Here is a 13227-nt window from a genome sequence, read left to right as displayed (position 1 = left end):
TATGACTGGGTGTTCCCAGTGTAATGCCGGAACATTCATTCGATGAGATCGACGGGATAATATTGCAAGAGCTTGCGGAGAATCCGCGAGTACCGTACTCCGAACTGACCGATATTCTCGCCGAGTTGGGATACGAGATGAGCGCGGAAGGAGTCCGATACAGGGTCGACAAAATTATCGATCTGACAACGGTGTTTTTTCTGATCGATCCCCAGTCGGTCTCGTGGGAAATTCTCCGGATCGCTGTATCAGCAAAGAACACGGAAAGCGCAAAACAGGATGCCTTCGAGCTCCTGTGTGAGAGTCCATTTTGGCACGTTTCTCGGGGGATCGGTTCGTACGACATATACGCCGTCGGTAGTTTTCCCTCACTCAGGATGGTGGACGAACTCGTCACGTCAGTAGAAGAGGAAGACTGTGTGAGTGAGGTCGAATATATCGTCGTAACGGAACGGAACCAGGATATGACCCAGTACATGAACATTGAATATCTCCCGTCGATCGGTGACTAGTGAGCAATATGAAGCGCGTGGCGGTCCGTTCGGAGGGGCCACGAATTCCCCTCCTCACGATCTGGAATCGCTCAAACGTTCTCGCAGAGCAGGTTAGTCAAACTGTCTCGTCGGCCAGTTTTATCGAATATCTACGCTACTTTTTTATTCACCCCTAGTATTCCGTAGATGATGGCCAGAGAAATCGCACCGGGAATACACTGGATCTACGAGTCCGGCCCGGATCGAACCAGAAAACTGAACCTCGCTGAGCGACAGCCGGACTGGTACGAGTCCGGACAGAAAGCGTACATTCCGCAGTGCGCGTACCTCCTCGTTGGGTCCAACGAGACGCTCCTCTTCGACACGCTGTCCCCGGCGAGCACTGAACAGATTCTCTCTGCAATTGACGACATCGTCAGAGGTCGGGGGCTCGACTACCTGGTGGTCTCTCACCCCGACGTTCCGCATGCCGGAAATACGAAGGCAATTCTCGATAAACATCCGGAGACGACGCTCGTCGCCCCGTCATACGGAAATGATCACGAGCTGTACCAACTCGACGACGGGATACAGGTGGCCGAAGGCGACTCGATCGAGCTCGGGGGACGCACCGCACAGTTCCACGAAGCGACATTCCTCGACGCACCCGTGTCTGTCTGGATGACGGAGCGGGAGACAGAAACGCTCTTTCCAGTGGATTGGATGGGATTCCCTCATCTTGATGAGGAGGCAGTAAAATTTGTTGACGAGTTAGATGGGGAGTTCGACATCAGCCGACTTGTCGAATTCCACAGTCGCGTCCTGTTCTGGTACCAATACGCCGATGTCGAGAAGACGAACGCCGAGATCGATGCGCTCATTGCGAAGTTCGATCCGAAGATGATCGCCCCAGCGCATGGATTGGTCATCCGTGAATCGGCTCCGAAATACATGGCGCTAATGAAAGATGTCACCAGAATCATCGACAACGACGGTCGGATCGGAACGCTAGGATAGACCAATGACAGTTACACTGACCCAAACAGTCGAGTGCATCAGCCAATGTTACGACCACGGAGCAGAGCACGAGCACGTCTCGTTGTATCTCCTCGAAGAGGGCAATGAGACTATTCTCATAGATTCCGGATCGTTTTATCACCGGAGCGAGATCATGAGCAGCGTCGATGCCGCGACCGACGGGGACGGTCCCGATGCGATCGTCCTCTCACACTCCGATTACCCGCACTCCGCGAACGTGTCGCCGCTCGGGGGGGCGACCAACGACGTTGAGTTGGTCGCCTCTTCGGGCGCACCTGAACAACAGGGACTCCCGGATGCCCGGAAGTGTACCATCGGGGAACAACTGGAGGTACAGGGACGGACGCTAAGCTTCATCGATCCGCCGCTTGCCGATCGATCTCACACGACGTGGATTTACGACCACGGTGACGGTATCCTCTTCACTGCAGATGGTTTCGGGAACTATCACCAGCCCGGACAGTGCGGATACCGGTCGAGCGACTTCGACGACATGATCTCCACAGAGCAGATACACAAGTATCACCGCGACAACCTGGTGTGGCTTCGCTACGTCGATCCGGATAAAGTCGAGAACAGGCTAAACGATATCTTCGGCCGCTTCGACGTCACCGCCGTCGCCCCGATCCACGGAAACCCGATCACAGGCGAGGATCTGACGCTATATCGCGCCCGTCTCTACGAATCGATGAAGCGGATCGCAGATGAGTACGAGGTTACACCCCCTGGAGCGTGAGATGGTAACGGGTAGAACCGGGGATCAGTCAGTCGAGAATCTGATGACGCTGCCGTGGTGCTACTTCGACGCTACTCCGACAGCCGATCCCGAGTCAGTACCTCTCCGGGACCGGTCGTCTCGCCCGCGCCCAGTTTGACGCCGGCGTTGAGCGACGTGTTTATCCCCGTCTTCGCGTCGTCGCCGACGATCGCGCCGAGCTTCCGCCGACCGGTGTCGACGGATTCGCCTTTCACCCGCAGTCGGACGGTCGCGTCGTCGTGCCGGAGGTTCGCCACGTTCGTCCCTGCACCAAAGTTCACGCCGCGGCCGAGCACCGAGTCGCCGACGTACGAGAGGTGTCCGACGGACGCGTCCGCCATCAGCACCGAATTTTTCACCTCGACCGAGTGCCCCACGTTTGCGCCCGGCCCCACGACCGTCGAGCCGCGGACGTACGCGTTCGGCCCGATCACCGCGTCCTCGCGAATCAGCGCGGGTCCCTCGACGTAGGCACCCGACTGCAATCTTGCGCCCTCCTCGACGACGACCGGCCCGTCGAGGTGGACGCCCTCCTCGACGGTGCCCGCGTTCTCGACGCCGTCGTCGAGCCCGGCGAGCGCCAGTTCGTTCGCCGCCAGAAGCTCCCACGGACGGCCGACGTCGAGCCACGTCCCCGCGTAGGAAGCCACGTCGACCCGGCGGTCGTCGGCGAGGAGGAGTTCGATCGTCGTCGTGATCTCGTACTCGCCGCGCTCGCTCTCGGGCGTCCGGTCGATGTACTCGAAGACGTCCGGTTCGAACGCGTAACAGCCGACGTTCGCGAGGGTCGTCGGCGGGTCCGCCGGCTTTTCGACGATCGCCGCGAGCGAGCCGTCCTCGGCCGTCGAGATGACGCCGTACGCTCGGGGATCGGGGACTTCGGTGGCCGCCACGGCCGTCCCCTCGGCGTCGGCGAGCGCGCGGGGGAGCGAGGCGTCCACGACCACGTCGCCGTTGAGCACGAGGAAGTCGTCGTCGACGACGGGGGCGGCCTGCGCGACGGCGTGTGCCGTCCCACGCGCCTCCGTCTGCTCGACGTAGTGAACCGGACGGTCGCGGTACGACTCCCCTACGCCATCGCGGATCGCGTCGCCGCGGTAGCCGACCACGACGACGAACTCGTCGACGACGTCGCGGGCGGTGTCGAACACCCGTTCGAGCAGCGAGCGGTCGCCCACGGGCAACAGCGGTTTCGGCCGACGGTCCGTCAGCGGTCGCATGCGACTCCCGCGACCCGCCGCGAGCACGACTCCGTACATGCTCGGGACGACGGCGGGGCGGGATTTATCGGCTCCGGTCATCAGTCGAGTCCGGCAGTCTGGCTCGGGCGGGGTATTTGCTTCAATTCGAATTTAAGCTTCAGCGACCGTTTTCACCGCTTGTATCGATGTGTCGCGTATGAGTTCTGAACGGACCGCTATCGGTGAGACACCGGACCCATCGACTGACGGCGAAGGACTGTTACGTTTTTCCGTGCTCTATCCGAGCCGTGACGGATGGAAGACAGTACTCGTCGGTGGCGTCGTGCTCCTGTTCTTCTGGTTGATCATCCCCGTATTCATTGCAGCAGGATATTTCGTCCGACTGACTCGAGCGGCGGGTCGCGGCGGTGTCGAGCCCCCCGCGTTCGATGACTGGTGGGATCTGCTCGTCGACGGCGTGAAGCTCGTGTTCGTCATGCTGCCTGCCGCGATCGTCTTCGCACTCGCCGTGTATCTCACCGCAGAAATGTCCGAAACGCTTGCGGTCCCCGTTGCCGTCGCCGCCTTCTACGTGTACCCCAGCATGTATATGAACTATGCCGTCACCGGCGACTGGAAACCGGCCTACAGCCCGGCAACCCTTTTTGAACAGATCGCGACGACCACGTATCTCTACGGCTTTCTCCTCTACGTGTTCGTTATCAATGGGATCGGCGTACTCGTGGGAACGCTGCTGCTTGGTGTTTCCCTATTAACGATCGTTGGATGGGTCATCATTTGGCCGATGGTCTACTTCTACTGGTACGGGATCGATGCAGCGCTCTGGGGGCGCGTCTATTACCGTCTCGATACGGCCTGAAAGGGCTCCAACCTGTAGCGTACCCACTCTCACATCGAAGTTACTTTCCTAATTGAACAAAAGGTTCACACGATGGCCACGTACGAAGCGTTTGACCGAGGGGTAGAGGTGAACGGTCAGACGGTGCTAACGATCGTTGAAAAGGCGATGGGGCGCTTCTCTGAAGCGTATCAGGAACGGGCGCTACAGGCACTTGCCGCGGAAGGAATCACTGATCCGGATCCCGAGGAGTGGTACCCCCAACAAACCTGGTTGAACGCCTTCGAGACGATCGCCGAGGAGTTACAGCCGCACGTTCTCGATCGGCTCGGCGAACAACTCCCGACAGTCGCCACGTGGCCGAACGACTTCGATACCGTTGGCGAGGGGCTCCAGTCGATCGATGAAGCCTACCAACAGAACCACCGAGGAGGCGATATCGGGTACTATGAATTCGAACGGACGGCGGATCGAACCGGGGAACTCGCGTGTTACAACCCGTACCCCTGCCCCTTCGACCGAGGTCTCATCCGTGGCGTCGCTAGACAGTACGCGTCCGTCGATGCGTTCGTCTTCATCGAGGAAACCGGAGAGACGTGCCGTCGTGACGGGGACGATAGCTGTCAGTACACCGTATACTGGTGACTAGCGATCGAAGGATTCGAGGGCGGCTCGGAGTTCTGGGGCCGAGAAGTTCGACGCGAGTGTGACAATCTCCTGCAGATCTTCGTAGGTTTCCTGAAGCTCTTCGATCCGTTCAGTCTCGGCGTCGCTATCGTCGGGGAGCTGTGCTTGCGCGCGTTGAATCGTCCGTAAGGTCGTCTGTATCTCCCGTTGGATGTACTGTTGGAACACGTCCTGCAGGATGAACCAGATCTCCCGCTCTGCCGCGTAATGAACGCGTCGTCCGCCCCCCTCCGATGAGCGGCGGTGGATAAGCCCGAATCGCGTTAATGTCCGGGTGACGTTACTGATCGTCGATTTCGCGTAGCCGGTTTCATCGACCAGCTCCGGGATCGAGAGTGGGTCCTCGGAAAAGTACAACACGCCATAGATTCGACCCGCACTTCGACTGAGACCGTAGACTTCCGCCGACTGCTCCATCGACTCGATAACGCGCTCGCGCGCGACTGCACGATCGTTCTCACTCATGGATGGCTGTTGTCCACACCGCGTGATGGGCAGTCTGTTGAGTCACACGTCTGTTATTGATTTCGTAAGCATTAAATCGTTTGATTCGTTCATTCGGAGTGAACCGAACAAACTGAACAAATTGTCCCCGAGATCATCAAACCTATGGCCAGCGCCTTTCCACACCAGCCTCCAGTCACCCACGCTCCCCGTGAACAAACGAGCATCGTCGTTGACCGCGACGAGCCAACCAACGTGCTACAGGTTCTTTCCTCCGAGTCGGCACAGGCGATTTTGGGTACACTCAAATCGGAACCGAGGACGGCATCAGAGATCGCCAAGTCGGTCGACCAATCGGTACAGAACGTCTCATACCACCTCGAACGGCTTTGCGAAGCGGACCTAATCACACCGATAGAGACGTGGTACTCCGAGAAGGGTCGAGAAATGACCGTGTACGCCCTCGCCACCGAACAGCTCATCGTCCAATTCCACGACAGCACCGACTGAGTAAGCACAGAGCCCTGTAGAAGCGATTTTCGATCGGCAATCTGTCACAGCGGTCCACTTCGCTCACAAAGACCACGAAAATGACAATACTACGTTCAGATCGGTGTCAAAATACATCACCCGCAGTAGAGAAAGGGACGACATGAGCCAAGACGAGGATGGGACTCCGATCCCGGTGAATCACGCTGTTTCGATTGTTGTCCTTGCTAGTGGTATTGGCGGGGCTGTCGGGTATCTGTTTACCGTTCACCTCGTTGAGTCGTTCGCGTCTGAACTGGAAGCGGTCTGGCTGACGACCGTTGTCTTTGCGAGTGGTGGCTTGTATCTGTGGAGTGCACTTCGATCGTAACGTCGGATATGTCGACACGAGCCCGCTTACGGAAGTTCGAGGAGAAAGCCTCGCGCTGCAGCGCGGGGATGAATCCGACAAATCCCACACGAACAACGTTTGACGTTCGGACGGGTATTTTAAGTGCGTGGTTGTCGTTCTAAGAAGTAACCGAGGCGGCCTGTCCGCCCACTTAATTGGACAATATCGGGATTCCTCGATTCCACGCAGAAAGCATCCTTTCTGTGTGTGGAGTTCGGGATGCAGGCAGTACAAGTATCTCTGAATCCCATGCCGGGATAGGAGTAACGGCTGATTGGCACAGCCAGTAGCCGCCCTTCGCGGCCGCTACAAACCGTAACCATCCCAATCCAGCGGTGCGGTGCCGTGGGAATCTTCGCCCTTCAGGGCGGAGAGGATGTCAACGAAAGACGACCGTGTTTTGACGGTCCTGAACCGTCGATTGTTGGTCACATCGGGCGAATATATCTAGTCTGAGAGTGCTTTTCGGCCCGATTTCATTGTTTGGACAACGGCCTTCGGGAACAATCTGCACCGCGTCAAAACAAGGCCCAAAAGACCAATTAGGGAAGAAACGGTAATGGAAATATTGGAAGACTGGTCCCTCCAAAATTCGGTCGGCATCCTCATCGTCCTTGGCGTAACGCTTTCTGCGGCCCGAACTGTCGACGGGATCGCGCAGGTACTGATCGTGTTTGTTGGTGTTGTTGTCGCGTGACTGTGGATCCTGAAATTCGTTGTCGAAGGCTACACGGAAACGATGACAGCGGTCGATAGGCAGCAATAAGTGTTTTTCAAAGCGGATTTTTAGGGATAGACTGCTAACTCGAATTCGTACCAACTCCCGTCGTAGATCGCGTACATATTCGGAAACGTCGTATACTCCCCATAATCGCTGTGTTCTCTTATGTGATCAGTGGCGTTGAGGTGCGTGAGTACTGCGTCGAGCCCGTCCGACATCGGTGGCGACTCTTCATAGAATCCCGAAACGGGTCGTCCGTCAGTTGCCGTGTCGAGCACGTCCGTCGCCGCACTTGAGAGCGAGACCGTCGAAAAGTCGACTTCGAGAACGGTGTCGCGGACGTGTTGCTCGTAATCAGATCGGGACTCCGCGATCTGCTCGACTGTGAACGTCCGTTCGGTGACGGGGATGGTATCCTGTTCGGCTCGGGCTTCGAATAGGTGGTCGTTGTGTTGGAGATACTCGAACGGGGGCGACGGGACGAGGTCGCTGGCTTCGGAATCGAGGTGGTGGTGATACGTGACGCCGCGTGAACCGGGCTCCCGATCATCGACATCGATCGCCGGGTCTCGATCCGCCGCTGCGGCTTCCATCGCCTGCTGTAGTAGCTGCTGGTCACGGTCGGACAGTGACGTGATCGGTACCGTCACCGGATCAGTACCGTCGGACTGTTCCCCGTTCTGCAAGTCGAGGTAGAATTCCCACCAGTCCCGTTCGACAGTGCGAACCGTATCGACATGAATTCGGTAGTATCGGTCGCCGTCCGTAGCGAACTGGGGGCGTTCCCGCTGCTCAGAGCCAAATTCGTACTCATAGGCCAACTGGTAGTTCAGTACCGTAACGGAGCCACTCGCAAGCAATTCGTCGTAGACGGTACGCTTGTACTCGGCAGGATAATCGATAGCGAACTGCGCTCGGTGCCCCGTCGGATCTGTCAGTAGTAATGCCTTGAACGGTTCCTCTACGGAGTAGGCGCTCAATCGAAAGCGACTATTACCGGACGAAAGACAGCCAGCGACACTCGTGACCCCCGCCGCCCCGAGTGTCGTCAACAGCGTCCGTCGAGCATATCGAGTACTCATTTGCTACGTCTATCGATTACCGGTAGGGTTCGAAACGGCTCTTTCTCACAGAATTGTTCGAACAATATTCTACACTGACGTATTCTCACGAGTAGTTAGCTCTCGTCGGGCGGAGTCTTTCAAAACCTCGATAGCTCAAATCAGAATTGTGCTTTGCGTCGTGCTCACAAATCAGGCGGTAGAAGGCCTCAAAATAGTTAAATCTGGTTTTGATACTACGTTCGACCTAATATGTGACCGCGGCAATCCGTAGATCCGATGGTCACAGTCTCCGCATTCAAAGATGGATTTACCGCCCTCCGCGCGAATCCAATCCTGCTCGTTGCCGGCCTCCTCATCGGGGCCGGCAGCCAGCTGCAATACGTCGATCACCTGATTGAATCACCGCTCCTCTCGGCAGGCGTGTCGCTCACCTGGCTGATCGTCTTCCCGTTCGTTCTCGGCGGGTTCCTCGGAATCGCTCAGGATGCGATCGACGGAACAGACGCGTCGCTCACCCGCTTTTTCGCTGCAGCGCGGACACATTACCACCGACTTCTCCTTGCAACTGTGGTGTTCGTGCTGCTCGTGTTCGGAACCGCTATCGGACTCGGATTCATCGGGTTCATCCTCGGTGTTGGATCGATGGCCCTCGCCGCAGTTAACGAGATGGCCGCGTTCGCAGCGGGCGTCGTCTCCCTGCTTATCTGGCTGGTGTCTATCCTCGTGGTCATCATGTTTGTGCAGTTTTACGACACCGCGATCGTCATCGAAGACGAGAGCGTTGCTGACTCATTCTGGAGAAGTGTTGGACTCGTCCGCTCAAATCTCAAAAGCGTCGCCGGATTCTCGCTGGTCTGGCTCCTCCTGATGAACGCCTTCTTTCTGCCCGAGTACCTGCTCTGGGTGACGATGGCAGAGCCTGGGCCGGCTGACGTATTACCGATCGACCTTGGAATTCCGATAGCTGTCCTGCTCCCGATCGGAATCGCCATTTCCGCGGTCGGCTTCGCGTACTTCTATACGGTGTACACGGCCTACTACTTGCGACTAATCGCTGTCTCACCTGCCGTCCCGGAATAAACATAAACACCTACAACAATCACGTCCGATGGTTTCGAACAGTCACCGACCGCATCGGATTCCCGCAACCGCCTTCCACAAAAGCTACCCACACCCATGGCACGACTCCTCCCGACACAAACCGACGCCGCCGTCGAACGAAGCGATACCCCGGCCGTACTGAGCCTCGACGACGACGCGACGCGAGACGTGATCGAAGCGTTGTCGTCCGAGACCGCCTACGAGATCTTCCGGCTGCTCAACGAGACGCCGGCGACCCCGTCGCGGATCGCTGACCAACTCGACCAGAGCGTGCAGAATGTCCACTACCACTTGGAGCATCTCGAAGCGGCTGGAGTAATCGAGATCACGGACACCTGCTATTCGGAGAAAGGTCGTGAGATGAGTGTGTACGTCGTTTCGAAGGACCCGACGCTGCTCTTCCTCGGGACCGAGGACGATCGGCCGAGCCTGAAACGCGCGTTCAAATCGTTCGCCTCACTGCTCGGTCCACCATCGATTCTGCTCGCCGCTGGCGAATCCGTCTCCCGATTCGTCACTCCCGAATGAGCGACCACACCGACTCACCGATCCGCAGCACTTCCCCCGGTAACGGCACACCCGCGGATAGCGTGGCACCGACGATCAGGGCACGAGACGATGTCGATGGCTGCGGCTGTCTCGACTGCCGCGACATCGAAACGACCGCAACTCGTCGAACGGTCCTCGATGCGTTGGTTTGGTCCGTTCGTCTGTTCCGATCCTACCCGTCGATTGTCGCCTTCGCGGCGCTGATAATCCTCGCTAACCGATTGCTCGAAACGGACGCAATCAACGTGCTCCCGCTGCCCGCAATCGGTGTGTTCGACGCCCTGACAGCGTTCGCGTTCATTTTCTTGATTCGAGCCTACGTGGGAACGATCGTCGCCGGAGAGCTGACCGATGACCCCGTCACGATACGCGAAGGGCTGCATCGGAGTCTCGCTCGAACGCCCTCGCTAGTTGGCTTGATCGTTCTCATCGTGTTTTCCGTGATGACGCTTCCGTTCCTCGTCTTGCTTCCACTGCTCGTTCTGGTCGGCGCTATTCCCGGTAATCCCGTGGAGATGGTTGGCTTTCCCGTCGCGGCGGCAGTCGGTGGGATCGGCTTTGCCGTACCGTTTCTCCTCCTGTTGTTCAAGTTCTGGTTCGCACCGGAAGCTTGCGTTATCGGTCGGTACGGCCCAATCGAATCACTGCGGGTTAGCTGGCGAATCACGACGAACTTCCGAGGCAAGTTCCTGCTCGTCGCAGTGATTGCTATCGGCAGTGCACTCAGCCTTTATTTGCCGACATCTCTCCCCGAGATGGCGACGAGTTTGGCACCGTTGAATGCCGTTTTGAGCGTGATCTCATCGAGTGCCGGTGAACTACTTTCCATCGTGTGGACAAGCGCCTACGCACACATCTACGTCCAGGGGGTCGTGTCGTGATCCAGGGACCCTGTCGTGATCCAGGGTCCTGTCGTGAACCGGAGCTCTCGCCGAGAACTCAATTCCCCTGAATTGCATCGATAACGATTGCTCCGACCAGAATCGGCTCCGTGGGGATCGGACTCGTATCCGTGAGTGTGATCTCGTACTGATCAAAGTCAAACAGAGTGAACTCTCCCTCGATAGAACCGATAGAATCGCCGTCTGCGGCGGCTATCTCATACTCGTGAGCGATTCCCTGGCCGAAGGGGAGGAGTTTCCGCCCGAGGGTGATGAGCGCGCCACGTGAGTTGATCTCGGCAAGTAGCGACCGGTCGTCTATGTCGCGCAGCCGCCACGTGTCTTGAAACAGCGAGAAATCGTTATCGAAGATGACGATATCCTCGTCGGTTTGGCTGTCCGTAAGGAGATAGTCGCCGGCGATATCCCACGTGTCGATAGCTTTCACGCGACAGATCTCGGACCCGTCGGTATCGACGAAGGGGAATTCGTCTTTTTCTTCGTACATCTGGTACGTGCAACGAAAAATCGTGTCACCCGTAACGTCACTCGCTTCGTACTCGGGTCGAAAGTTCGTATCGCGTCCAGTCTGTTCGACGGTATATTGGCTTCCGGAGAGTTCGATCGCAGAGAGTTCATACTGTTGTGAATTCGTCATTGTCCGATGTGTTCAACCGTGACAAAAGTAACTACCGCCTGTGGGAGCGTTCAGATGCGCTGATTGCGGACGGCGACGCATCTGCGCCACTCGTTGTAGTTTCTGCGTGAGCGTTGCGAAAACGGCGTGAGACACTGGCGGATCTACGTATCATCTCACAAAAACGTTCGACGCCGTTTCGAGTTCCGCGTCGCTCGTGTCTGAACGTGAGGTCGTGGGTGCGACAGAAGCTCTGAAGAGGAACTGGGCCATCGACGAGAACGATCGCACCGTCTCCGTCGTGTTTGTCGCGGGGCTCCGCGACAAACGGATCTGCAAGAACGCACTTCGTGTCGATTCAAGCGTTGTGTGGGTGCGGATCGTTCGTTTCCGGATCGTTCGTTTCCGGATCGTTCGTTTCCGGATCGTTCGTTTCCGGATCGTTCGTTTCCGGATCGACGGCGCGTACGGCGATAGTGGTGATCGTCTCGCTGTTCGGCCCACTGAATGAAATCGGCGAAGACGACCATCACCGCGATGAGGACGCACGACGAAGCGAATCGTTCCGTCTAGATCGTCTGGCCGGCTCGATCGACGAGATCGCGCGCCGTCTCGAACAACGCCTCGGCGTCAGTCTCGTCGCGCGCCTCCGCGGTCAGCCGGACCAGCGGTTCGGTCCCGCTCGCGCGCACGAGGAACCAGCCCGCGGCCGTCTCCACGCGGATCCCGTCGAGCGTCGAGACGTCGTCGAACTCGGCGGTCGCGATCTTGGCGACGCGATCGACTACCGCCCGCTTGGCCTCGGTCCGCACCGAGTCCCGCCGGATCGGGTACGCGGGGAGGTCGTCGACGAGGGTCGCCAGCGACCCGCGTTCGGCGACCATCGCGGCCAGCGTGCAGGCCGCGAGGGGCCCGTCGGGACAGCGCGTCTGTTCGGGCCAGATCCACGCGCCGCTCGGCTCGCCGCCGAACGCGACGTCGGGCTCGGCGGTTGCGGCGGCGACGTACGCGTCGCCGACGGGCGTGTACGTCACCGAGGCATCGACCGCCGTGAGCGCGTCGGCGACGAGGAGGCTCGTGTCGACCGGCACGGCCACGCGGTCGCCAGCGCCGGCCTCGCGACGGGCGAACAGCGCGAGCAGCGCGTCGCCCGGGACGAACCGCCCGCGCTCGTCGATCGCCATCAGCCGGTCCGCGTCGCCGTCGTGGACGAGTCCGAGGTCGGCGTCGGTCGCCGCGACGACCGCGCACGCGGTCTCGCAGTTTTCGGCGGTCGGCTCGCTCGGTCGCCCGGGGAACCGGCCGTCCCGCTGGGCGTTGAGCGTCTCCACGTCGCAGCCGGCGGCGTGGAGCGCGTCGGCGGTCACTCGACCGACGCCGTTACCGAGATCGACGACGACCGAGAGGTCGTCAGGGATCGCGACCGAGTCCCGGAGCGCGCGCTCGTGGCGTGCCCGCGCGTCGTCGACGCGCCGAACGGTCCCGATCGTGTCGTGGGCGGCGAGCTCGAACTCGCCCTCGTCAACGAGGTGGGCGATCCGGTCGTTCCGGTCGTCGTCGAACGCCTGCCCCGACGCGCTCCAGAGTTTGATCCCGTTGTCGGGCGCGGGGTTGTGCGAGGCGGTGACGACGACGCCCGCGTCGGCGTCCTCGCGGACGACGCTCCGCGCGACGGTCGGGGTCGGCTCGACGCCGACGTCGAGCACGTCGCCGCCGCACTCCGTGACCCCGGCCGCCAGCGCGCGCGAAAGCATCCGCCCGCTGTCGCGGGCGTCTCGTCCGATCACGACCGTCGCCGCGCCGTCCGTCGCGAGCGCGCGACCCACGTCGAGCGCGAGGTTCGCCGTGACCGTCTCGCCGACCGGACCGCGCACGCCGCTAGTTCCGAACATACCTCCGTATCGTCGCCGGACGAAAAGACGGTTCTGGAATTGGAGGCCCTCGACTGGTCGACT

16 protein-coding genes are annotated in these 13227 nt (G+C 59.2%); 11 read left to right on the top strand and 5 right to left on the bottom strand.

Going from position 1 to position 13227, the window contains the following annotated elements; genetic code table 11:
* Positions 1 to 23 precede the first annotated feature (23 nt).
* From ACFQEY_RS03685 to ACFQEY_RS03675, 3 genes are all read left to right on the top strand, one after another.
* Positions 24 to 512, top strand: coding sequence for an Lrp/AsnC family transcriptional regulator (locus ACFQEY_RS03685; RefSeq protein ID WP_379764893.1), 489 nt, complete (start codon positions 24 to 26; stop codon positions 510 to 512).
* Positions 513 to 683: 171 nt separating this feature from the next.
* Entirely contained in the window at positions 684 to 1490 is an 807-nt protein-coding gene (locus ACFQEY_RS03680) for an oxygen-binding di-iron domain-containing protein (protein ID WP_379764891.1), read from the top strand.
* A gap of 4 nt (positions 1491 to 1494) precedes the next feature.
* Positions 1495 to 2247 carry an MBL fold metallo-hydrolase gene (locus ACFQEY_RS03675; RefSeq protein WP_379764889.1) on the top strand — a complete coding sequence of 251 codons (753 nt, stop codon included), beginning with the start codon at positions 1495 to 1497 and terminating at the stop codon, positions 2245 to 2247.
* A gap of 71 nt (positions 2248 to 2318) precedes the next feature.
* Here the strand turns inward: ACFQEY_RS03675 and glmU are convergent, their stop codons facing one another.
* On the bottom strand, positions 2319 to 3527 hold the full coding sequence (gene glmU / locus ACFQEY_RS03670) for a bifunctional sugar-1-phosphate nucleotidylyltransferase/acetyltransferase (protein WP_379765115.1): 1209 nt from the start codon (positions 3525 to 3527) through the stop codon (positions 2319 to 2321).
* A gap of 214 nt (positions 3528 to 3741) precedes the next feature.
* Between glmU and ACFQEY_RS03665 the strand changes: the two genes are divergently transcribed.
* Positions 3742 to 4329 carry a DUF4013 domain-containing protein gene (locus ACFQEY_RS03665; protein ID WP_379764887.1) on the top strand — a complete coding sequence of 196 codons (588 nt, stop codon included), beginning with the start codon at positions 3742 to 3744 and terminating at the stop codon, positions 4327 to 4329.
* A 72-nt stretch (positions 4330 to 4401) separates the two neighbouring features.
* Entirely contained in the window at positions 4402 to 4953 is a 552-nt protein-coding gene (locus ACFQEY_RS03660; RefSeq protein ID WP_379764885.1) for a hypothetical protein, read from the top strand.
* On the opposite strand, the gene ACFQEY_RS03655 is transcribed toward ACFQEY_RS03660, so the two are convergent.
* Complete coding sequence (locus ACFQEY_RS03655; protein WP_379764884.1) at positions 4954 to 5460, bottom strand: GbsR/MarR family transcriptional regulator; 507 nt, start codon at positions 5458 to 5460, stop codon at positions 4954 to 4956. It abuts the gene before it with no gap.
* Between the two features lie 234 nt (positions 5461 to 5694).
* Here ACFQEY_RS03655 and ACFQEY_RS03650 point away from each other — a divergent pair, with 234 nt between their 5' ends.
* The 3 genes from ACFQEY_RS03650 to ACFQEY_RS03640 all read left to right on the top strand — a co-directional run bounded on the left by ACFQEY_RS03650 (position 5695) and on the right by ACFQEY_RS03640 (position 7016).
* Positions 5695 to 5949, top strand: a complete 255-nt coding sequence (locus ACFQEY_RS03650; protein ID WP_379765113.1) for an ArsR/SmtB family transcription factor — start codon at positions 5695 to 5697, stop codon at positions 5947 to 5949.
* A gap of 142 nt (positions 5950 to 6091) precedes the next feature.
* On the top strand, positions 6092 to 6298 hold the full coding sequence (locus tag ACFQEY_RS03645; protein WP_379764882.1) for a hypothetical protein: 207 nt from the start codon (positions 6092 to 6094) through the stop codon (positions 6296 to 6298).
* A gap of 580 nt (positions 6299 to 6878) precedes the next feature.
* Complete coding sequence (locus tag ACFQEY_RS03640; protein WP_379764880.1) at positions 6879 to 7016, top strand: hypothetical protein; 138 nt, start codon at positions 6879 to 6881, stop codon at positions 7014 to 7016.
* Positions 7017 to 7105: 89 nt separating this feature from the next.
* Here ACFQEY_RS03640 and ACFQEY_RS03635 read toward each other — a convergent pair whose 3' ends face one another.
* A complete protein-coding gene (locus tag ACFQEY_RS03635) occupies positions 7106 to 8020 on the bottom strand; it encodes a hypothetical protein (protein ID WP_379764878.1) in 915 nt (304 codons plus the stop codon).
* Between the two features lie 360 nt (positions 8021 to 8380).
* Here ACFQEY_RS03635 and ACFQEY_RS03630 point away from each other — a divergent pair, with 360 nt between their 5' ends.
* The 3 genes from ACFQEY_RS03630 (at position 8381) to ACFQEY_RS03620 (ending at position 10635) form a co-directional block, all read left to right on the top strand.
* A complete protein-coding gene (locus ACFQEY_RS03630; protein WP_379764876.1) occupies positions 8381 to 9184 on the top strand; it encodes a DUF7847 domain-containing protein in 804 nt (267 codons plus the stop codon).
* A 96-nt stretch (positions 9185 to 9280) separates the two neighbouring features.
* Positions 9281 to 9733 (top strand): ArsR/SmtB family transcription factor, encoded by a 453-nt coding sequence (locus tag ACFQEY_RS03625; RefSeq protein WP_379764874.1) that lies wholly within the window; start codon positions 9281 to 9283, stop codon positions 9731 to 9733.
* A complete protein-coding gene (locus ACFQEY_RS03620; RefSeq protein ID WP_465261626.1) occupies positions 9730 to 10635 on the top strand; it encodes a DUF7847 domain-containing protein in 906 nt (301 codons plus the stop codon). Before ACFQEY_RS03625 ends, ACFQEY_RS03620 begins: the two co-directional genes overlap by 4 nt.
* 58 nt (positions 10636 to 10693) lie before the next feature.
* Here the strand turns inward: ACFQEY_RS03620 and ACFQEY_RS03615 are convergent, their stop codons facing one another.
* Together ACFQEY_RS03615 and glmM are read right to left on the bottom strand one after the other, a co-directional pair.
* Entirely contained in the window at positions 10694 to 11143 is a 450-nt protein-coding gene (locus ACFQEY_RS03615) for an LURP-one-related/scramblase family protein (protein WP_379764870.1), read from the bottom strand.
* Positions 11144 to 11841: 698 nt separating this feature from the next.
* A complete protein-coding gene (gene glmM, locus ACFQEY_RS03610; RefSeq protein ID WP_379764868.1) occupies positions 11842 to 13164 on the bottom strand; it encodes a phosphoglucosamine mutase in 1323 nt (440 codons plus the stop codon).
* Between the last annotated feature and the right edge of the window lie 63 nt (positions 13165 to 13227).

It is taken from the genome of Halorubrum trueperi (assembly GCF_042662525.1).
Classification (GTDB): Archaea; Halobacteriota; Halobacteria; order Halobacteriales; family Haloferacaceae; genus Halorubrum; species Halorubrum trueperi.
This window is presented reverse-complemented; position numbering and strand designations above follow the sequence as displayed.